Source organism: Candidatus Protochlamydia naegleriophila, from assembly GCF_001499655.1.
GTDB classification, from domain to species: domain Bacteria; phylum Chlamydiota; class Chlamydiia; order Chlamydiales; family Parachlamydiaceae; genus Protochlamydia; species Protochlamydia naegleriophila.
Genome location: NZ_LN879502.1, coordinates 1622441 through 1644049 on the forward strand (window position 1 = coordinate 1622441; position 21609 = coordinate 1644049).

The window sequence follows — 21609 nt, forward strand, 5'->3', positions numbered from 1 at the left end:
CATCTTTATTGGATTGAATACAGGCTTGAAATTGTTCGACATCACTAGATGTTCAGCAGATCTCATTGGATTCATATCTATCTGATAGGTTTAATATTAATCCATATATTGCAACAAAAGATAATTAATTAAATGTTAGATTGTAATTAAAACACACAAAAAACAATCAGACTAGATCTACTTTATTTTTAAAGTTAATAAAAAAGCAATTATCTTTATTATTAAATTTCAGGAAGATTGGATTAATCTATGATCTCTAAGAAAGGATAATCACGCCGAATTCTTTCAATCGTTCGAAGAGAGAACTCGCACCCTTTAATGTTTAGAGTTTTCAAGTTCGTTCTCAAATGCACAAATTGCAGCAATCCCTCATCTGTCAATTGAGTGCACCGCTCTAGCTCCAGCTGAGCCAACTGGTGACCGCGCACACCCAATTCCACAAGGGTGCGATCGGTCAATTCATCGCATCTGCTGCAGTTGAGTTTAATGAGCTGCGGACAGGTGATCAGAACCTCGCTCAAACCTTTATCCGTCAGTTTGCGGCATTCTTCTAGATCGAGCTCTAACAAGTGAGAACAGCTGCGGACGATTAACTTTAAATCTTCATCTCTCAGTTGGTGACACCTGACAAGGCTAAGCGCCATTAAATAGCGCAAGCGGTTGAGCTCTCCCCAAGCCTGGAAATCAAGCTGAGCATTGCCATCCAAATACAGCTTTTTCAGGTTTAAAAATTGGTAGCCAACTTCTTTGATATGGGCCGGACGCAGCCAAGGACATGCCGATAAATTGAGCTCAGCTAAAGAGCCTGGTAAATCATCAAACTGATTGTCATATTCTGTTGATCCACTCAAATCCATCCCTATTAATCTTGGGCATGCATCGACTAATTTTCCATAGTATCGGTTAGAGCTTAGATTCTCACTAAATGCCAAATGCGTCACAAAGGGGGCCAATCGATTGAATAATTCGAGGGTATCTTGCTTGAAGTCTAAAATCTCCACTCTAAAATCGCTCTCAGAGTCCGACTCCAGGAGTCGCATTCCATCATATTGCTGGTTGAAAATCGCACAGCAAATCTTCTTCCATTCAAAAAAAATTTGCTTATGGGCCAGAAGAAGCATCTCGACAACGTTGTCGCGAGTGACGTATTTTTTTAACATTTGAGCGCATTCTTTGACGAGACCCGGAAATCCCCAGACTTTAGCCTGGCGCATGATATCCAATAGTTCTTGATATTCACACCTCCACAACTCGTCACAGGTTCCCCTAGTCGCATAGCGTTCAATCCACTCAAAAACTGCCATAGGAGATGAAATAGCCCATTGATCTCTTAACTCGTTAAAGCAATTGGCAAAAAGATCTTTAAAAAAGGGGCTGCTCGTTCCGAATAGCAAGCTATTTACAAGTCGTGCCTGGCTATCAACGATCAATTTAAAAGTGGAAAAGAGGGCCGGTTGAAAGAAAAGGAAAGGTTTCAATGCAGAATAATAGGTCCGAATGATTGAAGCAAATTGCTTGGCATAATAAATGGGAAGGCGGTTTAGATAAAATGACTTGGCCGCCCATCGCAAAACTAAACGGACAAAAGGCACATGCCGTCTCATCCACACCTCATCTGCACAGCATGTCTCAAAAAAAGCAATGAGATCGGCTGGTTGGCGACTGAGAGCTTGAAAAAGCTCTGCGTCGGTTGAAAAGGCGCTATAGGGCTTGAGATCTACAGATAAAAAATCGGGCGGCTGCATTTAGGCGTTCCTCTGTAATTTCAGTTCCAATCGTCATAATGGCTGACAATCATCCATAGCCCGCATTTTACCTGATAAAAATGAATTTGCAAGAAATATCAAAAAATAAGTTTCAATATTCAGCACAATAAGTCCACCACTTTGTATAGCAAAGCAGGATTTTAGAATATTGATTAATAATGCATTCTCGGGCATCTTCGATCATTAGAAAGTTAGACCGACTTCGGACCCTCGAAATTTAGCAAAAGCATCTCTTTGAGATGGTATAGCCCCTAAACACACGTGAAAAATTAATCCCTAAGAGGTTCTACATATGAAAATAGCAAGCAAAATCATCTTAGCAGTGAGCGCCCTAACATTGATGAACACAGGGTCTCTTTCCGCCCATAGTTATGGCCATACATCAAGATATGTCGGAGAAGCTTCGATGACCTATACAGGCGTCATTAGAAGTATCAGAGAAATAATTGTAGAAAAACATTCGAGCCACTTAGGAACTGTGGGCGGCGGAGTTGCAGGCGGTGTAATTGGAAGTGCAATAGGAAGGGGAAGATTTCTTCCAACAGCTTTAGGCGCTGTTACAGGCGCTGTCACAGGATCTTTGATCGAAAAGCGCTCTAATCAAAGAGTTGCTTTAGAGTATATCATCGAGCTTTCAAATGGCGGGTTAATGACCATCGTCCAAAGTCCCGGCCCCTACAACGTCGGTCAGCCAGTCTACGTCATTGTCAGCCCAAGCGGACACTCACGGCTAGCGCCCATGTAATTTTAAAGAGCTCTTCTTCAACTAAAGTGAAAAAGAGCTCTTATTTTTTTCAGTCTGGCTTTAAGAGCTTTCCTTAAAGCAACTCTTTACGATCCTCTCAAGAGCGGAGCATAAATCCTGACAACCTAATAGAGATCATATTCAAGCAGGCGCGAATCAACGCCGCCATTGTTGAGAACATGCCGCTTTGAAGCCGCAAGCCCCACCTCTTTAGCCAATTCAAGATTGCCTGTAAAAATAAAGCCCCGCGAAGGCTTGGCAGATTTATGTTTCATGAAATCGCCAAGTGCGCGATAGAAAGGACGCAATTGATCCTCATCTTCAAGGCGCCTTCCGTGAGGAGGATTCGTCAGAATTAAAGTTGGAGGAATAGCAGGCGTATAATCGCGAAAATCCGCTTGAGACACCTCTACAGTCTGTCCAAAACCCGCCGCCTTCAAATTGGTCTTTGTAGCCCAAACAGCGTTTTTATTGATATCGATTCCAAACAAGCGGTTCGGCTGTAAAGGCTGCCGCTTTTCATCGAGCCTGTTGCGTACCTTAAGCCATTCTGTGACGCTGTACTCTGGATGGCGCATGAATCCCCACTGCTGCCTTAAGTATCCAGGCGGCGTCTGTGTCGCCATTAAAGCAGCTTCGATCAGCAGTGTACCCGATCCACAACAAGGATCAAGCATGATTTGATCTGGACTATAGTGGGCGAGGCGCAGCATGGCTGCAGCAAGCGACTCTTGAACCGGCGCTTCAACGCTCTCTTGCCGGTAACCCCTTTTATGCAACGGAGTTCCTGACGTATCAAAGCTTATGATTGCAAGCGTTTGTTGGATATACAGATTGAGTTGAATCGTTGGGTTTTGCACATCGATCGAAGGCCTTCTTCCAGTCCGCTGCCTCATTTGATCGCAAATGGCATCTTTAACGACCTGAGCCGCAAATAAGCTGTTGCGCAATTCGCGATGATGAACATTGGCATCGATGGCAAATGTATAACCTTCTTTTAAATAAGCAGACCAGTCGATGTCAAAAATATGGCGATAAAGCGACTTGCGATCAAAACATCTAAAGCGGGCCAATGGTAGCAAGACACGACTCGCTAAGCGTGAGCCATAGTTAATTCTATAAAGAGTCGGCCAATCCCATTGATCGACGAATACCCCCCTATAGCCAACATGTAAATCTTTAACACCCAATTCTTTCAATTCATCAAGCAAAAGCGGTTCCAGAGCGGGCGCACAGCTGACAAATAATAATGACTTCTCTCCATTCACTTACAGACACTCCTTAACTTAAAAACTCACCTATGGAGTTATACACAAAACCGCAAAGATAAAGAAAACACAGGGAAGAAAGAGAGAGTTTTTTAAGAGATCTTTGGTTCTAGGCTTTTCCCCTTAAAAAATATATCTTCTCTGTGTTCTCTTTATCTTTGCGGTTTAACCTCTTATTTTTCTGACTTACAAAACGATCTAATGATGCATAAAGAGGATGACATCGCCGTCTTTAACGATGTAATCTCTTCCTTCTGCCCGCACCTTTCCTTGCTCGCGAGCTCCACCTCTTCCTTTATAAGCCATCATATCTTCAAAGGCCACAACTTCAGCTTTGATAAATCCCTTTTGGATATCAGAGTGAATCTTTCCGGCAGCTTCGGCTGCATTGGTGCCTTCAGTAATCGTCCACGCTCTTGTTTCGATTTCACCAGTCGTTAAATAAGTCAATAAACCAAGCATGCCGAAAGAAGCTTTAATTAAACGCTCAAGCCCTGATTGCTCTAAACCTAAGCTTTGTAAAAATTCTTTTCTCTCCGCGAGTGGCAATTGTGCGATTTCTTCTTCCAATTTGGCACAAACAGGAATTACGGCGTTTCCTTCCGCCTCTGCATAGGCCTTCACTTTGCGAACATATTCGTTATCCATTGCGGGTATTTCTTCTTCCGATACATTCGTGACGTACAAGACCTTTTTAGCCGACAGGAAGGGATAAGGCTGAAGCCCGATTTTTTCTTCTTCAGTTAACTCAAGCGTCCGGATTGGCTTATTGTCATTTAGATGAGCCATAGCTTTCTTGAGCCCCTCAACTGCCGGAGCCAATTCTTTCTTTGTCTTAGCTTGTTTTTCAACCCTTCCCAACACATTTTCAACCATCTGCAAATCGGCCAGACGAAGTTCCATGTTGATGATCTCAATGTCATGAATAGGATCGACCTTACCAGCCACATGTACAATGTCATCGGACTCAAAACAGCGAACAACATGGACGATGGCATCTGTTTCGCGAATGTTGGCCAAAAATTTATTGCCTAAGCCCTCCCCTTTTGAGGCGCCTTCGACAATCCCAGCAATGTCGACAAATTGCATGTTCGCATAAATAATTTTTTTGCTGTTTGACAAGACAGACAAACGATCTAGGCGATCATCAACCACATCCACAATCCCTACATTGGGATCGATAGTACAGAAAGGATAGTTTGAAGCTGCTGCTTGATTGGATGTTAAAGCATTAAAGAGCGTCGATTTTCCCACATTCGGTAAACCAACAATTCCAACTGAAAGACTCGTTGACATAAAAATTAAATTCCTTGGCCCAAGTTTGACTCCATCTCTACATATTGTCTCCCCTATTAAACAGGCGAGCTCGAGATCTATACGTTAAAAATTACATTAAGATTATCAAAAACAGTCAATTAGAGCAATGCGCTTCCTTCCTTCATGAAAGAGAAATCGCGACTGAACCGCGGAAAGGATTCGATGGGGTAAGCATAGACAATAGACAAGCCTCAAAACGATCAATTTACTACTTTCCATCAATAAACCCAGTCTTCCAAGTCATTTCTAAAACTGACATCTCATGTTTTTCATCCGCATAAATACTTTAAAAGTTTAAATCACTTTTCAACTAACGAGAACAAAAAAAACAACAATTAAGTGAAAACTAAAAACTGAAATACCTCCAACTAAAACTCACATAAAAAGGCTATTTTTTCAGATAAATTAAAGAAATTTTTATAGATTTTACAATCTATACTTTTTTTAATTTTTAAATTCAAGATATTGACAACACTTAAAATAAGCGCTATACTATTATAAGAAGGAATGTGTGATATTTATTTTAGCCCTTTTCTCGGAGGTAATTTATGGGCGACAAAACCGAGAAGGCGACCCCTAAAAAGCTTAAAGACGCTAAAAAAAAGGGGCAAATTGCCAAATCGCAAGACTTGCCTACTGCTTTTACGTTTATTGCCTCTGTTGCCATCATCTTGGCGTTAGCAACGAGTCTTTACCACCAACTGGCTGATTTTCTTGTAGCCACGTTTCGCTCGGTGGGAAATCCAGAGCTTACAACTGTGATATTGAACTTATTTTTTAAGGCCAACGAAGTGATTTTCTTGGCAAGTATTCCGACGATGGCCTTAGTTGCCATGGTTGGGGTAACAATTACTTTTCTGACAGTTGGCCCGGTTTTTGCACCTGAGGTCTTTAAGTTTGACATTAAGAAGTTCAATCCAGTTGACAACTTAAAGTCTAAATTCAAGTTAAAGACATTGGTGGAGTTGATTAAATCGTTACTTAAAGTCGGAATAGCGGCCTATTTGATCTATAGGGTGATGTACAATAGTATCCCCGTTTTAATTCAAACGGTGTCGATGCCCATTTCAGGAGCGCTGATTGTGTTCCACGCCTTTTTGATCGAGGTCGTATTAAAAGTAGGATTATTCTTCATTGTGGTAGCAATAGCCGACTTTATCTATCAAAAGAAAACGTTTGCGAAAGAGATGATGATGGAAAAGTTTGAGGTAAAACAAGAGTACAAAAATAGTGAGGGCGACCCGCACATTAAAGGTAAACGTCGTCAGATTGCGCAAGAAATAGCCTATCAAGAAGGGCCAACCGGCGGAGTCAAACGTGCCCAGGCTGTTGTGACCAATCCGACACACTTAGCCATTGCAATTGGTTATGAAAGACATATGGATGCAGCCCCGTATATTTTAGCAATGGGTAAAGATATTTTAGCAGAAAGAATTGTAAAAATTGCTGAGAAAAATGATATTCCCGTTCTGCGAAACATTCCCTTGGCACATAAATTATGGGAAGAAGGCGAAATTTATGAGTATGTCCCTGAAGACACCTATGAAGCGTTAGCAGAAATTATGCGTTGGATTGCATCGCTTAAAGATGGAACAGAAATTCCAGAGCCTCTAAACTTGTAATCTCAAAAGATTAAGTGGAGAAAAGTAGACATGGATGCCATTCGTAAAATCCTTGATGGTATTACAGCCCGGTTAGGGGGCGATCGCTCACTCGAAGCGATTTCACGCTCAAGTGATATCGCCTTAGCGGTCCTTATCATCGGTATCCTGGTCATGATCATTTTCCCGGTCAATCCGCACGTGATTGACTACTTGATCGCGATTAATTTGTCTTCTTCGATCGCACTTTTGATGGTCGCCCTTTACATTCCAAGCGCCGTTCACTTATCAATCTTCCCCTCTTTGTTATTGATCACGACCCTTTATCGTTTGGGATTAAACATTGCCTCTACTCGTCAGATCCTCTTACATGCTAATGCTGGTGAAATCATTTTCCAATTCGGTAACTTCGTCGTCGGTGGTAACTTCGTCGTCGGGGGCGTTATCTTCTTGATCATTACTTTAGTGCAGTTTTTGGTCATCACCAAGGGTGCTGAGCGGGTAGCCGAAGTCGCAGCGCGCTTTACCTTGGACGCTATGCCTGGTAAGCAGATGAGTATCGACGCCGATATGCGGGCCGGTATCTTAGACTCTAACCAAGCGCGCGAAAAACGTCTAGCCATCCAACGCGAGAGCCAGTTATATGGTGCGATGGACGGTGCGATGAAGTTCGTCAAGGGGGATGCTATTGCAGGTATCGTCATCACCTTGATTAACATCATCGGTGGGATGATCATTGGAATGACTCTTAACGGAATGGAAGCTGCCGATGCAGCCAAAACATACGCTTTACTATCCATTGGTGACGGTTTGATTTCTCAGATCCCCGCTCTCTTAATTTCGATCACTGCGGGTATTGTCACCACACGCGTCTCGGGTTCTGAGAAGGTTGAAAACCTAGGTACTGAAATTTCAGGCCAAATCCTGAAGCAACCTAAAGCCTTGATGATAACGGCCGCCTTCTTGATGGGTATGAGCCTGGTTCCAGGCTTCCCTATGCCCCCTTTCCTGATCGCCGCAGCCGGCCTTGGACTAATTGGTTACGCTCTTTGGAGTAACGAGCAAAAAATCCTCGGTGGCGGTGGAGGCGGAAGCATTGGAGCCGGTGGTGGAGGTGCGACGATTCAATCGGCTGCTGGTGGAGAATCGGCGGTTGACACATCCGTTCGCGGGCACAAGGTGGTATCTGGCGGCGGAGTCGATAGCTATGCACTAACTCTTCCCGTTGTTTTGGAAGCAGGCAAAGGGCTGTCATCTGAAATTCAAAAGGCAAATAAAGGCTCAAGCTTTATCGATCAGATGATTCCCAAAATGCGACAAGCTCTTTATGCCGATTTAGGCGTCCGTTTTCCTGGCGTACACGTCAGAACAGACTCTCCCATATTGGACAAGGATGAGTATTCGATTCACTTAAACGAAGTCCCCATTGTTCGAGGCAAAGTCTTAGAGAATTATCTTTTGACCAATGAATCAGAGGAAAATCTCAAACGCTACAATCTTCCCTTTGTCTCTTATAAAAACTCACTAGGCCTTCCCTCTTTATGGGTCGATGCCAAAAACAAGGAATTGCTCGACAAGGCAGGTATTCGCTACTGGAGCTCGCTTGAAGTCATGATCTTGCACTTGTCTTACTTCTTCCGCCACTACGCAAACGAGTTTGTTGGAATCCAAGAAGTCAAGTCTATGTTAGAGTTTGTGGAAAAATCTTTTCCTGATCTAGTGAAGGAAGTCACGCGTTTGATTCCCTTGCAAAAAATGACTGATATTTTCAAGCGATTGATTCAAGAACAGATTTCGATCAAAGATTTACGCACAATCTTGGAAGCTCTTGGTGAATGGGCGCAAACCGAAAAAGATACAGTTCTTTTGACAGAGTATGTTCGCTCTTCACTAAAGCGGTTCATAAGCTATAAATATTCTCAGGGTCAGTCCGTATTATCGGTTTATATTTTAGACCCTGAAATTGAAGATATGGTAAGAGGCGCCATTAAACAGACATCGGCTGGATCTTATTTAGCGTTGGATCCCGATTCTGTTCAGCTGATTTTACAAGGTGTTCGCAATACGGTATCTCCCCCTCCACCTGGTGGGCAACCTCCAGTTATTTTAACCGCGATTGACGTTCGACGATTCGTTCGCAAGCTCATTGAAATGGAATTTACGGATATTTCTGTGGTGTCTTACCAAGAAATTGTTCCAGAAATCCGCATACAACCATTGGGTCGTATTCAGATTTCTTAAATTCTAAAAACCCCCTCTCCATGGAGGTTATATCATGGGTATTCCATCGTCTTTTGACGCCGCAGCTGCTAGGAGAGCATTTGATTCTCAGGACGCAGATTTTGATGCTAGCCTCGAAAAAACTCAGGAAGCAGCAAAACTTGCCGAGTTAACTCTAGATGAAAACGCAGCCGAAGCAGCCCAAGAAAAACTTGCCCAAGAAGAGCAGGAAAATGCCAGCACAGGGATGATGGCACCAACCAAAAAGCTTATTGCTCCTCCCCGCTCTGAAAAGATCGAAAAAGCTAAAGAGGTCCAAGAGTCAGTCTTGGTACGCAAAGAAGACGCCGATCAATTTGCTGGCGACTTCATGGGACGTGGTAATAACAAACACTACCACGTAGAAGTAGCCCTCTTAAGCGCCTTAGCTCAAGAGCTTGGTGTAAGCATCACACCTAAAATGTCTTCCACCGAAATCATCGATCACGTTGTTGCACGCCTCCGCACCATCGACCCCAATACGGGTAAACAGAAAGATCCCGATAGTGCCCAAGTTGACAAAACATTTGAATTCTTGATCTATGCAGCTGAAAGACAGTTAGAAAAAGTTCCTAAAGACAGTCCCGAGAGCAAACGCTTGACAGAAGTTGCAGCTCACATTAAAGTCGCTAAAGATATTTATTACAACATGCCGGGACCCGATGGCAAGCCCAATGGTAAAGCCATTGACTCGGCCCAAAAAATCATTGGTCTCGCCAGTGGAATCGTAGATGAATCTGAGTTATCAACGAAGGAAGCGCTTGATCAATTACGCAATATTTTAGACAACCCTCAAACTGTGCAAGACATACGCAAGCACTATGAAGCAAACGGCGGCTATCAACAATTATTTGTGGAAATTAAAGAGTTTTTTCACCACTTAGGATCGCAACTCAAGCGCGTCAATGTAAAGACGGTTGAAGGAGACAATCTCAATCCGACTAATATGCCAACCCTTGAGCCAGTGCAATTGCAACAATACGCGGCAGCAACTAAAGAAAGAAGTGCTATGTACCACACTTTGAAAAGTGCTAAAGAAGAAGCTAAGGTCTCAGAAAAGACCATGTACCGTGCCGGATATATTGATGATCCCATGGCTTCAAAACGGGGAGGCTTTTAATGCCTTAAGCGCGATGAATAGATAAAGCGTTTTAATTCACTTTTGCCATATAAACGAGGCAAAGAATTACAACCGGAATCGAAAGAAGGATGAGAAATGAAGCGAGAGGTTTTTCGTGCACACATCAACTACGAATCGATCGGCAAGCTCTTTTTCGATGCCGCCGATGAGCGTTATCCTACAGCAGAAAAAATGAATCAGCTCGTTTCCCGCATCGTGGATCCCATCGCTACCGATCCTCTTGAAAGCGTCTTTACCAAAATTACAGTACTCAATTCGATTCGCAATATGATCAAGGGAGTCTCTCCCCGCCTCTATCGCTCGATGCAACACCGCGATGACTTATATTTAGCAGTCATCGAAGCGCTCGAAGACTTAGAAGATGAGCTAGAGGAGCTTGAGGAAAAAGAATTGGAAAATGAGGAAGAAGAAGCCGAAGCAGAAAGCTAGGAACCCCTCTCACAAAAATGATGTCCAAAGTGAAAGTAGATAGGAGTGAACTATGGTCAGCAGCCAATTCGAATCAATCCTAAAAGATTTTGAACCCTTTTTTAAGTGTCGATTACAGGCCGATCAAAATGAGTCATGCCTCGTTAGGATGGGTCATGGAATCTCCCTTCAAATGGAGTTGAATCGCTATGGCTTTTTATTGATTGGCTGCCGCATCGGCGAACTGCCTCGAGGTCGCTTTCAAGACGATGTCATCAAAGAGGCATTAAAAGCTAACGAGTTTTACCCTCCTTTTACGGGCATTTTCGGTATAAGCCGCAAATCAAACAACCTCTTTCTCTATCTTCTCGTCGATCCCCTTAAACTGGATCAGGATAAAATTTCGAATCTACTCAACCCCTTTATAGCTAAAGCCAAGTTATGGTCCGACTCTATCAATCAAGGCAATATTCCAGCCCTCGGAGCGGTCACATCTCCTCAACCGGCTGTGGCTCCGCCATTTGGATTTTCACGCTAATAACGCGGGTTTAAAGCCCACACCGCCCAAAAAAATTGACTTTAGGAGCGGCTAAAAATTTAATCTTTGAACATCCGTAAAAACTTCATTCACATTTTATTGCCAATTTCTTAATGTGCATTATTTAAACCTATGCAACAAGCAGCACTTATGACAGATCCGACCTCTCTTCTTCATTCCCCAGCCGCCAAACAGTGGCAACGCATAGGTGTTAAGCATCATCACGGAATTATCATCCCGCTCTTTAGCCTGCATTCTGCAAACTCCTCAGGCATTGGCGAATACACAGACCTCATACCGCTTATCGATTGGTGCCGATTCATTGGGTTCGATTTAATCCAGCTCCTCCCTTTAAACGATACAGGACTTGGAACGAGCCCCTATAGTGCCTTGTCAGCCTTTGCTTTAAATCCCATCTATTTAGGCCTTCACGCCCTTCCCTATCTGGACCAATTTCCACTCTTACAAGACGAGCTAAAGGCCATTCCCAAATTATCTCAGCAATCGCGAGTCGATTATAAGACAGTCCGCGAAAATAAGGAGCGCTTTTTACGCCACTATGTGGAGCAAACAAAACAATTGATCTTGAACAGCCGCTCTTATCACGCATTCACTCAAAATTCTCCCTGGCTGAAAGGCTATGCCGTCTACAAGACATTGAAAGTTCTTTATCAATGCTCAAGCTGGGAAAGCTGGCCTGTTAATGATCAATCGCCAACCCCGGAATTAATCAATCAACTGACCGAAGAACACAAAGAAGAGGTCGAATGGCATAGCATTTTGCAGTTCTTATGCGACCAGCAACTTCATGCAAGCAAAGAACATGCTGATAAGCACGAGGTTTTTTTGATGGGAGACATCCCCATTTTAATCGACCGGGACAGTGCCGAGGTCTGGCTCCATCGCCATCTTTTCGACTTAAATTATTCTGCCGGATCTCCGCCCGATATATACAGCCTTGAAGGACAAAACTGGGGATTTCCTATCTATAATTGGGAAAAAATTGCGAGCGCAAACTACCAATGGTGGATCGACCGTCTCTCGTGCGCCTCTCGCTATTACCACGTCTATCGAATCGACCACATCGTTGGCTTCTTCCGCATTTGGTCGATTACCCGAGGATTAACGGGGAAAGATGGAGTCTTTATTCCTCAAGATGAATCGACCTGGGTCGATCATGGACAACGCATCATGCTTATGATGCTAAAAGAATGTACGATGCTCCCCATTGGAGAAGATTTAGGCGTTGTACCACCTGAAGTAAGGGACTGCTTAACAGCTCTTGGCATCTGCGGTACTAAAGTCATGCGCTGGGAGCGTTTATGGAAAGATAATGCCCGCTACATATTGCCCCAAGACTATCCTCTGATCAGCATGACAACCGTCTCGACTCACGACAGCGAAACCTTGCAGCAATGGTGGCAAAACATGCCGCTCGACGCTCAAATCTTTGCACAATTCAAAGGATGGACCTATCACCCCAACCTGAGTCGAGAATATCAGCGAGAAATTTTATGGGATAGCCACCACTCAAATAGCTTATTTCATATCAATCTCTTGCAAGAATACTTAGCCCTCATTCCCGGACTCACTTGGCCCCTCTTAGAAGATGAACGGATCAATATGCCGGGCATTTTATCCGATCGGAATTGGAGCTACAGGTTCAAGCCAAGTTTAGAAGAGTTCACGTCTCACACAAGCCTGCAACACCTCATGCGTGAACTCATCATTTAAACCCTTATCCCTCAGCATCGCACTTGAACATGGCCGAGCTTGACAATTAGATTTAGGGTTAAAAGCTTTTCGCTGAGTCTTGTTGTCTCAAGAAATAAAAAATTGAGAGGTCAAGCCCAAAACCTCTCATTTGCTATGCACCCCGAACCAGCCTTCAACTATGCTGCGACCTTATCAATGGCTCAACTATCAGCATTTTGCTCAATCCGCATAAAGAGGGAATGTTTGGACTAAACAGCACAGACAAAGAGATACAGCGGCAAGGACTTGCTCTTGCAAAAAAATACGCTGATCGAAAATCTGAAGCTGCAATCTCGATCGGTTGAAAGCTAAATCATTTTTTATCCCTATCAAGGTCATGCAAAAAGCCGCTGCTGAGATTCTCTTGATCGTGATAGGGATAAAAGTAAACCCTCACAAGATACTATACTCTTCCACATGTCCAAGTCCCCCTTTCCGCCCTCATCGCTTCATTTTGGGCTTGTCTCTTTGGATGAGGAGTGTTAATTTACTTTCTGATATTAAACAACTAGGGCGTGTCGTTTTACATAAGCAAGATCATGGCTCATTTTTATCCGTCTCTCACAGCCTTATTACTCGGCCTCACCCCCTGTGCCTATTTTAGTGACTTAAACGCCCTCCCTTCGACCGATCAAAAGCTTAAAATGCTTTATAATAGCCTCGATCCAACGTCTATTTCGCAGCATCTTGCTTTTTACGAACTCTATGGTGACCGTCCGCAAGGACGCCAGGCTTTGCAAGACGCTTGGCAACTTCTATCCGGCAAGGAAAGCGCTCGAGCGCAATCTTTACACGAAATTCCCTTTTCAAGCTCCGTTGTTCAAGCTCTCGTCAATTTGGTTAATAAACAGCCCGATCAAGAATTAGAGGCCCTCTCCGATGAAGAGTTAACTGAGCTGGAAAAGCTCTCGTCATCCCTTGCTCACAACAAACTGAAAGGGCATTACGTATGGAGCGAAGAAGCCGTTTGGACTTTACCGGTTGAAGAGGTTGATCTCGCACGAGGATTGTTTCTGAGCCAATTTGGCGCCGATTCACGACGCATTAGGACCTATGAAGCCTTGATGGATCTCATGGCTCTCCAGATCCTTGCCCGTCTTCCAGCATCTGCTTTGCCTGAAGCTAAAATCCAAGCCATTAATACACTCATATTTGATGAACTAGGTTTCCGCTTTCCTCCTCATTCCCTCTATGCCAAAGACATCGATATTTATACTTTTTTGCCATCCGTTTTAGATTCTCATCGAGGCGTTTGCTTAGGGGTATCCATTCTCTACCTTTGCCTGGCCCAACGCCTCAATCTTCCCCTCGAGATGGTTACGCCTCCTGGACACATCTACGTGCGCTATCGCGCACCGAAGCGAGTCATCAATATCGAAACAACAGCTAGAGGCATCCATCTCGACAGCGGAGAATATTTAGGCATCAATACCCGTTCCTTGCAGCAGAGGACGATCAAAGAAGTGATTGGACTTGCCCACTTTAATCAAGCCTCCGTCTTTTGGCAGCAGGGAGAATTCGAGCAGGCCTTTTTAGCCTATCAAAAGGGAGATCCCTATCTCCCTCACGATCCCCTACTGAAGGAGTTGATGGGCTATGCCTGTTTATTGACGAATAGAGAGGAGAGGGGAAAACAGTTGCTAACTGAAGTCAAAGACCACATTCCTGACTATGCAGTTACACGCTCAACAATAGCGGAGGATTACTTGCAGGGCCACATAGATAGCTCCAGTATTGCCATTCTTTTTTCGCGGTCTGACGACAATCGCCAGGCCCAGCTCGCAAAGAAACAGGCATTGGAAACGATAGTCAAAGAGCATCCCCGCTTTCGGGCAGGTCTTTTACAGCTGGCCATGACTTGGGCTCAACTGCACCGCATGGGCGAAGCACTAGACACCTTGGCTGCATATCAAGCTCTTTATGATAAGGACCCCGAAGTCAATTATTATTTGGCAATTTTATATGCTCAGCGCTTAGATTATCAACGAGCTTGGCATCATCTTCGCCAATCGGAACAATTAGTCAAAGCAAGAGAGTATGATTGCAAGCAACTCAAAGAGTTTAGAATGGCTCTTGTGAAAGAGTGTCCAGAATAATCTAATTTAACACAGGTGATCGCGTGAAAATTTATACTCGCACAGGCGACAAAGGCACAACTTCGCTATTCTCAGGTCAAAGAGTTCACAAAAATGATCCCTTTATCGATGCGCTTGGAACCGTTGATGAAGGCAACTCTGCATTGGGATTAGCCCTTTCTTTTCTGCCAAAAGAGCCTTTCTATCAAGAAACAAGAGATCAACTCGAAATCATTCAACATGCCTTGTTTGATGTGGGAGCAGCCCTTGCAACACCGCGCAGCTGCCATCAGAATCAAAAACTTGAAAAAACACGCTTCGACCACGAAGCTATCGATTTACTGGAAAAGTGGATCGATGCAATGGAAGGCCAGCTGCCAGCATTAAAGACCTTTATCTTGCCAGGCGGTCATCCAGCAGGCGCTGCTTTGCATCTGTCGCGCAGCATCATACGCAGGGCAGAGCGTTACGTAGTCCCTCTTTATGAACAAGGGGATGTCGTTCAAGACGTTTTGATCTACTTAAACCGTTTATCAGACTATTTATTCGCCGTTTCACGCTTTGTCAATCATCACTTAAAAGCCCCAGAAACCCTTTGGCAATCCCATAAAACCTGTCAGCATGCCTGACATTGCCAAGCAAAACCTCCATTTACCCCATGAGGCTCTTGCAAAAATCTAGTGGTTTGCAGGAGCCTCGCGCAATTGCGTGCAGTCGCAATTAGCGTCAAATTAGCTTAGGAAAGCACTTCTATAGCCGATACTTCATCTTGGCTAGGCTCTACCCAGCGGCCATGAGTTTTAATCAATTCAATGAGGCGATCATCCGCGTCAGCAAAGTCAATATTGCGTTCAACGCATTCCTTGCCCACGTAGAGGTCAATCATACCTGGCTTCGACCCAACGTAGCCAAAATCGGCATCTGCCATCTCGCCAGGCCCATTAACGATACATCCCATGATCGCAATCTTGACGCCTGGAAGATGGGAAGTGCGGGCCTGAATTCTCTTGGTTACATCTTGCAGGTTAAAGAGCGTACGTCCACAGCTGGGGCAGGAGATAAAGTCAGTTTTAGACATTCTCATGCGAGCCGCTTGCAGAATCGAAAAGCTCAATTGACGCAAGAAATCGATTTCATAAGGCCCTTCTAACCAAAGCCCCTCGCCCAGCCCGTCACAAAGGAGCGCGCCGCACTCCATGCTCGCCAAAAGAGTCACATCCTCTTTATCTCCGCTATAAGCAAAGTTTAAAATGACAGGACACGCTAATTGATTTTCCCGCACCCATTCAAAAAACTGCCTGCAATAGTGCAAACGATTAGTTGTTGGTGCGAGCAAAATTAAATCAGGCTTCACATCGAGCAAACCTTGCCATGCAGCTGGAACTTCCTCTTTTACTTGAACCACCAGCGGCTGCTCAGGAAAGGAATGAACCGAAAAGCGGGAAGCGAAAGCATCGGTTTTAACCTTCTGCGCAGCTTCTTGCAACGAGGCGATAGTTATGGCGGGCGCTTCTGAATGAGTTGAAAAAAGGCCAACTCCGATGTCTTTTAGTGGCTGGAGCCTCTGCATCGCTGCCTGGTTGAAGCCAAATTCTTTTAAGACCAGATTGTCAGCAGTCACAGTCTTTAACTTGGGACGACCAAAAGAGCCTTCACAGCCCAGCTGTTGATAAAGGAATGGATTGTGTAGCATTTGAGGAGGCAGCGTAACAAAGACCGTTCCATCGCGATGCATCGGAACGCGAGCTGACAAGTCAACAGGGCGACGCTCCAAGCATTCTATTTTCCGATGCGTTTCAGTAAAGGGGGCAATACCTTGATCTTGATACTCTCGTCCAAGCTTAATTAAGCGCTGACAAGGATCTATTTCAAGCCAAGGATCTTCAGTCAGAGAAACGCGAATCGTGTCGCCGATTCCGTCTAGAAGTAGCGATCCAATTCCCATAGCCGACTTAACCCTGCCATCTTCCCCCTCTCCCGCCTCTGTCACACCGAGATGCAGAGGATAATCCCATCCTAAATCATACATTTCCTGAGTCAATAAACGGTACGCCTGGATCATGACTTGTGGATTAGAGGCTTTCATCGAGAAGAGAAAATCGTGATAGTCATTTTTGCGGCAAATCCTTGCAAACTCCAAAGCCGATTCTACCATCCCAAAAGGAGTATCGCCGTAGCGATTCATGATCCGGTCAGATAGCGATCCATGATTCGTGCCAATACGCATCGCTCGTTTTAGTTGCTTACATTTTTCCACTAATGGAGTGAATTTTTCTTCAATCCGCTCGAGTTCCTTTGAATAAGATTCATCATCGTAGTCAATCTGCTTAAAGCTCGCCCGCTTATCGACAAAGTTACCCGGATTAATGCGCACCTTATCGACAAAATCGATGACGCGCATCGCAGCTGGCGGATAAAAATGAATATCAGCCACTAATGGAATGTTATAGCCGCGCTGAACTAAGCCATTCTTAATGTATTCGCATGCATCAGCCTCTTTTATCCCCTGCACAGTCATGCGTACAATTTCACACCCATTGTCGGCCAGTCGAATCACTTGGTCAATGGTCGCTTCAACATCTCTTGTATTAGAAGTTGTCATCGACTGAATGCGTACAGGGTTATTGCCTCCCACTCCTATATGTCCAACCATAACCGTGCGTGTTGGTCGCCTTTGGGTCTGATAAATCGCCTCACAATATTTCTTATTCATCTTTACTTCCTGCTTTAGATGACAGAATGACTTTTTAGAGAATATATGATACCACAATTGGATGATAAAACCAATTTCTTTATGTTTACTTAAAGATAATAGAACGTCTTATTTCATAAGAAAAACAATAACTATCGCAAACCCACCAAATCTATCTTCCAGAAATCGGCATCCGCCTGTTAAAACAATTGGCTTATTTGCCTACCCTTCCTTTCAAAAAAAAGCAGGCAAAGGATTAATTCAAAGATCATTAAAGAGAGCGACTGGAGATTGCCAAATTCCATGCAGACCATCAGCACTCTGTCATTGCAGCCGCCTATTTAATAAATCCCTACCTGAATTTGCCGCGCATATTCCAAGACAAGAGTTAGCTCTTAAAAGACAGCAGTTAGCACTTAAATATGGGCTCATTCCAGATTGACTATCTCTACTGAAAAGTCTAAAATGCAACCTGCAAGCCCCCTTTAAAATCATACCCAATTCCTCTTTATTATTTTCTGTTCATTTAAGCGCTTTTTTTGATAATAGAAATCATCAGATTTTAAGTAAGGGGGATTGATCCATGAATCAGAACTTTACAGATAGCGTTACAGAAGCTATTCAAGCAGCTTTTGCTGAAGCACAGCGTCGCAATCAAACCGAAGTCACCGAAAATCACTTGCTATGGGCCTTTTTAAAGGACCGAGAAGGCTACTTTTTTTCAATCCTCGACGGCCTGGGAACAAGTCCCCATAAGCTCTTTCGGGAAGTAGAAGACAGCCTCGAACATCTTCCCACTTTTTTAGGTAGTAGTGCGCAGCCTCCCACACCATCCCGCAATCTGCAAGCACGCATCGTAGATGCCCAAAATATTGCCCAAAGTTGGAAAGATACTTATACAAGCAGCGATCATTTCCTCGTTTCTTACTGGAAAAATGGAGGCGATCCTTTTGCTCGCTGGAAAAAATTGACCAACGTCTCACTTGAAAAGCTAGAAGAACAAATCAAAAAAATTCGAGGTGATCGTCATATGGATTCTCCCAGTGCAGAAGCCAATCTGCAAGCACTCGAAAAATACTGCAAAAATTTGACCGAACTCGCACGCAAAGGAAAGCTAGACCCAGTCATTGGACGTGACGAAGAAATCAGGCGGACGATGCAAGTTTTGAGCCGCCGCACAAAAAATAATCCCATGCTCATTGGCGACCCGGGCGTTGGAAAAACGGCCATCGCAGAGGGATTGGCCCAGCGCATTGTTCAACAAGATGTGCCCGACTCCCTCAAAAATAGGCAATTGCTTGCCCTGGATATGGGAAGTTTGATTGCAGGGACAAAATACCGCGGCGAATTTGAAGAACGCTTAAAAGGGATTTTACAGGACATTGAGAAAAGTGAAGGGCAAGTCATTCTTTTTATCGACGAGGTTCACACCTTAATTGGTGCCGGAGCAACAGAAGGAGCCATGGATGCTGCCAACTTACTCAAGCCTGCTCTTGCGCGCGGAACGCTCCATTGCATCGGTGCAACGACCTTAAACGAGTATCAAAAGCACATTGAAAAGGATGCTGCTTTAGAAAGGCGCTTCCAACCTGTCATGATCAATGAACCAAGCGTTGAAGATTCCATAGCCATTTTGCGTGGATTGCGAGAGCGTTATGAGATTTATCATGGTGTGCGCATCACAGAGTCGGCCATTCACGCTGCCGTTTTTTTATCCTATCGCTATATCCCAGACCGCCGCTTGCCAGATAAAGCCATCGACCTTATTGACGAAGCAGCCAGTTTAATTAGAATGCAACTTGGCAGCCGCCCACTTCCCATCGACAACAAAGAAAGAGAATTAGCAGGATTAATTGTCGAGCAGGAAGCCATGAAAAGGGAAAATACTGCGCTTGCCAAGAATGAAGTCGAAAAACTAGAGGGGCGCATCGCACAGATCAAGGAAGAGCTCAATGTCTTGCGTCAACAATGGGATCAAGAAAAGAAAATCATTGAATCGCTGAAAGAGAAAAAAGACAAGCTTGAAAAATTGCGCTTCGAAGAAGAGGCTGCTGAACGCAATGCAGACTACAACAAGGTAGCAGAGCTGCGCTACAACAGCATTCCTCATCTTCAAAAAGAGATCGAAGAAGCGCAAACCCAACTCAACAGCAAGCCCAACCGCCTGCTGCAAGAAGAGGTGGACGAGCACCTCATCGCCCAAATTGTTGCGAAATGGACAGGAATCCCGGTCCACAAGATGTTAGAAGGAGAGGCTGAGCGTCTTCTCCACTTAGAAAAAGAGCTGGAAAAACGCGTTGTCGGCCAAGACATGGCAGTTTCTGCTGTCAGCGAAGCTATTCGCCGTTCACGTTCTGGTTTAAGCGATCCTGGACGCCCCATGGGAGTCTTCCTCTTTTTAGGACCGACCGGCGTCGGTAAAACAGAACTTGCAAAAGCGTTGGCAGTCCAACTGTTTAATCAAGAGGAAGCTCTCATTCGCTTAGATATGTCTGAATACATGGAGAAGCATACAGTTTCGAAACTAATTGGTTCCCCTCCTGGCTACATCGGATATGATGAAGGAGGACAGTTAACTGAAGCCTTAAGGCGCCGTCCTTATGCCGTGGTCTTATTCGATGAAATCGAAAAAGCGCATCACGACGTCTTCAACATTCTACTACAGGTATTTGACGATGGGCGCCTGACCGATAGTAAAGGCCGCGTAGTCAATTGTAAAAATGCACTCTTCATCATGACTTCCAATATTGGATCCGACCGATTGCTCGATAAAATGGAGCACAACCGGCACAGCCTTTCTAAAGAAGAGATCATGTTGGTGCTAGATCCAGTGATCAGGAATCACTTCCGTCCCGAGTTTATCAACCGTTTAGACGATATCCTCCCCTTCCTTCCCCTTCGGGAAAACGATATGGAAAAAATCGTCAAAATTCAGCTAGATTTACTCGCCAAGCGCCTGCAAGATCGCGATGTTGAGCTCAGCTGGACTCCGCAAGTTTTGGCCCATCTGGCCAAGGAAGGCTATGATCCACATTTTGGCGCACGCCCTCTCAAGCGTTACATTCAAAATGAGGTCGTCAATCAACTTTCAACCGCCATTTTGGAAGGTAAAATTCCACCTCATAGCAAAATTAAGCTGGAGTTGGAAGGACAGGCAATTAAATTTAAGATCGATAAGAAATAGGAATCCAGCCATTCCCAGCAAGGGCTAATAAGCTATTTTGCAGGGAATGGCTCGTCTTAATTTCATGAGACTAACGAATGCACCTGAAGAGGGGGTCGCTGTCTTAAGGGATATTAAACCAGCGCTTAACTGCTCTTTTTAGCCCATCGCTGCTTGATAATCTGCCCGAAAGCGAAAAGTAAACCGCCATGAGTCCGATGCCAATCGTGGGACTGATCAGCCCAATCATGCAACCCGCTCCCACAACGATGACGTTGGAGAATAATTTCCAAAGCGCTCGCACGCCCCGATTGAGTTCGCCATTTTGCAATAAAAAAACAACTGCAGCAACCGTTGAAAGAGAGGCGATAAAAAATAACCCTATCCCAAAGATGAAACAGAAAATCACGCCTAATAGGCATAAAAAGCGGAGTGAAAAAGGGCCTTGTTGAACCTGGGAATGATCTTCATTTCCCGCCTGCTCGCCCGAAGAATTATAACGCGTCTGTTTTTTGTAGCCATAAGGATTAGTCGGCCGATCATCAATTACAATGAATTCAGGACGCTTGTAAGTGATTTCTTCCTGGTCGGGATTTCCTTCATGCTGGGAATCGCTGCTATCAGGCTTTGAATGCGAATGAGTCATAAATCTTACCTTCAAGTCTCATACACAAAGAATTTTATGTATTAGTCCCTTTCATTTGGGATGAAATTAATTGTCTTAAACAAGGAACTAAAGACTTTTTCAAGACCTATTATAGCAGAAAAGCCACGAGAAATCAATGGCCAACTTTTATCGAGAGACAGAACTTTAGAAGCCCGTTTGCCAAGCTTCAAAAGTCCCTGAATCAAAAAAGACAGATGCTATAGCATTCAGAGCC

The 21609-nt window shown here is 44.3% G+C and carries 15 protein-coding genes; 10 read left to right on the plus strand and 5 right to left on the minus strand.

All coding sequences use genetic code 11. The features are described 5' to 3' along the window. Positions 1-242 precede the first annotated feature (242 nt). On the minus strand, positions 243-1745 hold the full coding sequence (locus tag PNK_RS06790; RefSeq protein ID WP_059061143.1) for a leucine-rich repeat domain-containing protein: 1503 nt from the start codon (positions 1743-1745) through the stop codon (positions 243-245). A 313-nt stretch (positions 1746-2058) separates the two neighbouring features. Here PNK_RS06790 and PNK_RS06795 point away from each other — a divergent pair, with 313 nt between their 5' ends. Then, entirely contained in the window at positions 2059-2511 is a 453-nt protein-coding gene (locus tag PNK_RS06795) for an outer membrane lipoprotein (RefSeq protein WP_051981995.1), read from the plus strand. A 125-nt stretch (positions 2512-2636) separates the two neighbouring features. Here PNK_RS06795 and PNK_RS06800 read toward each other — a convergent pair whose 3' ends face one another. Further along, positions 2637-3779, minus strand: coding sequence for a THUMP domain-containing class I SAM-dependent RNA methyltransferase (locus PNK_RS06800; RefSeq protein WP_059061149.1), 1143 nt, complete (start codon positions 3777-3779; stop codon positions 2637-2639). A 198-nt stretch (positions 3780-3977) separates the two neighbouring features. Continuing rightward, the gene (gene ychF, locus PNK_RS06805; protein ID WP_032125707.1) at positions 3978-5075 is read right to left on the minus strand and encodes a redox-regulated ATPase YchF; all 1098 of its coding nucleotides are present in this window, start codon (positions 5073-5075) and stop codon (positions 3978-3980) included. A 569-nt stretch (positions 5076-5644) separates the two neighbouring features. Between ychF and sctU the strand changes: the two genes are divergently transcribed. From sctU to PNK_RS06845, 8 genes are all read left to right on the plus strand, one after another. Then, positions 5645-6718: a type III secretion system export apparatus subunit SctU gene (gene sctU, locus PNK_RS06810; protein ID WP_032125708.1), complete on the plus strand. Its 1074-nt coding sequence runs from the start codon at positions 5645-5647 to the stop codon at positions 6716-6718. Between the two features lie 39 nt (positions 6719-6757). Beyond that, positions 6758-8938 carry a type III secretion system export apparatus subunit SctV gene (sctV, locus tag PNK_RS06815; RefSeq protein WP_032126092.1) on the plus strand — a complete coding sequence of 727 codons (2181 nt, stop codon included), beginning with the start codon at positions 6758-6760 and terminating at the stop codon, positions 8936-8938. Between the two features lie 34 nt (positions 8939-8972). Further along, positions 8973-10076, plus strand: a complete 1104-nt coding sequence (locus PNK_RS06820) for a hypothetical protein (RefSeq protein WP_059061150.1) — start codon at positions 8973-8975, stop codon at positions 10074-10076. A gap of 96 nt (positions 10077-10172) precedes the next feature. After that, positions 10173-10526 carry a hypothetical protein gene (locus tag PNK_RS06825; RefSeq protein WP_059061155.1) on the plus strand — a complete coding sequence of 118 codons (354 nt, stop codon included), beginning with the start codon at positions 10173-10175 and terminating at the stop codon, positions 10524-10526. Between the two features lie 52 nt (positions 10527-10578). Beyond that, positions 10579-11043, plus strand: a complete 465-nt coding sequence (locus PNK_RS06830; RefSeq protein ID WP_059061156.1) for a CesT family type III secretion system chaperone — start codon at positions 10579-10581, stop codon at positions 11041-11043. Between the two features lie 150 nt (positions 11044-11193). Then, the gene (locus tag PNK_RS06835; RefSeq protein ID WP_079992849.1) at positions 11194-12777 is read left to right on the plus strand and encodes a 4-alpha-glucanotransferase; all 1584 of its coding nucleotides are present in this window, start codon (positions 11194-11196) and stop codon (positions 12775-12777) included. A 560-nt stretch (positions 12778-13337) separates the two neighbouring features. Further along, on the plus strand, positions 13338-14894 hold the full coding sequence (locus PNK_RS06840; RefSeq protein ID WP_079992850.1) for a transglutaminase family protein: 1557 nt from the start codon (positions 13338-13340) through the stop codon (positions 14892-14894). A 23-nt stretch (positions 14895-14917) separates the two neighbouring features. Beyond that, the gene (locus PNK_RS06845) at positions 14918-15502 is read left to right on the plus strand and encodes a cob(I)yrinic acid a,c-diamide adenosyltransferase (RefSeq protein ID WP_032125713.1); all 585 of its coding nucleotides are present in this window, start codon (positions 14918-14920) and stop codon (positions 15500-15502) included. 107 nt (positions 15503-15609) lie between these two features. On the opposite strand, the gene ispG is transcribed toward PNK_RS06845, so the two are convergent. Continuing rightward, positions 15610-17586, minus strand: a complete 1977-nt coding sequence (gene ispG / locus PNK_RS06850; RefSeq protein WP_059061158.1) for a (E)-4-hydroxy-3-methylbut-2-enyl-diphosphate synthase — start codon at positions 17584-17586, stop codon at positions 15610-15612. 562 nt (positions 17587-18148) lie between these two features. Between ispG and PNK_RS06860 the strand changes: the two genes are divergently transcribed. After that, the gene (locus tag PNK_RS06860; RefSeq protein WP_032125715.1) at positions 18149-20749 is read left to right on the plus strand and encodes an ATP-dependent Clp protease ATP-binding subunit; all 2601 of its coding nucleotides are present in this window, start codon (positions 18149-18151) and stop codon (positions 20747-20749) included. Between the two features lie 103 nt (positions 20750-20852). Here the strand turns inward: PNK_RS06860 and PNK_RS06865 are convergent, their stop codons facing one another. After that, the gene (locus PNK_RS06865) at positions 20853-21374 is read right to left on the minus strand and encodes a hypothetical protein (RefSeq protein WP_059061160.1); all 522 of its coding nucleotides are present in this window, start codon (positions 21372-21374) and stop codon (positions 20853-20855) included. Between the last annotated feature and the right edge of the window lie 235 nt (positions 21375-21609).

Coding starts and splice junctions, on each gene's coding strand:
- PNK_RS06790 (WP_059061143.1), bottom strand. CDS start 1,745: ATGCAGCCGCCCGATTTTTTATCTGTAGATCTCAAGCCCTATAGCGCC.
- PNK_RS06795 (WP_051981995.1), top strand. CDS start 2,059: ATGAAAATAGCAAGCAAAATCATCTTAGCAGTGAGCGCCCTAACATTG.
- ychF (WP_032125707.1), bottom strand. CDS start 5,075: ATGTCAACGAGTCTTTCAGTTGGAATTGTTGGTTTACCGAATGTGGGA.
- sctU (WP_032125708.1), top strand. CDS start 5,645: ATGGGCGACAAAACCGAGAAGGCGACCCCTAAAAAGCTTAAAGACGCT.
- PNK_RS06820 (WP_059061150.1), top strand. CDS start 8,973: ATGGGTATTCCATCGTCTTTTGACGCCGCAGCTGCTAGGAGAGCATTT.
- PNK_RS06825 (WP_059061155.1), top strand. CDS start 10,173: ATGAAGCGAGAGGTTTTTCGTGCACACATCAACTACGAATCGATCGGC.
- PNK_RS06830 (WP_059061156.1), top strand. CDS start 10,579: ATGGTCAGCAGCCAATTCGAATCAATCCTAAAAGATTTTGAACCCTTT.
- PNK_RS06835 (WP_079992849.1), top strand. CDS start 11,194: ATGACAGATCCGACCTCTCTTCTTCATTCCCCAGCCGCCAAACAGTGG.
- PNK_RS06840 (WP_079992850.1), top strand. CDS start 13,338: ATGGCTCATTTTTATCCGTCTCTCACAGCCTTATTACTCGGCCTCACC.
- ispG (WP_059061158.1), bottom strand. CDS start 17,586: ATGAATAAGAAATATTGTGAGGCGATTTATCAGACCCAAAGGCGACCA.
- PNK_RS06860 (WP_032125715.1), top strand. CDS start 18,149: ATGAATCAGAACTTTACAGATAGCGTTACAGAAGCTATTCAAGCAGCT.
- PNK_RS06865 (WP_059061160.1), bottom strand. CDS start 21,374: ATGACTCATTCGCATTCAAAGCCTGATAGCAGCGATTCCCAGCATGAA.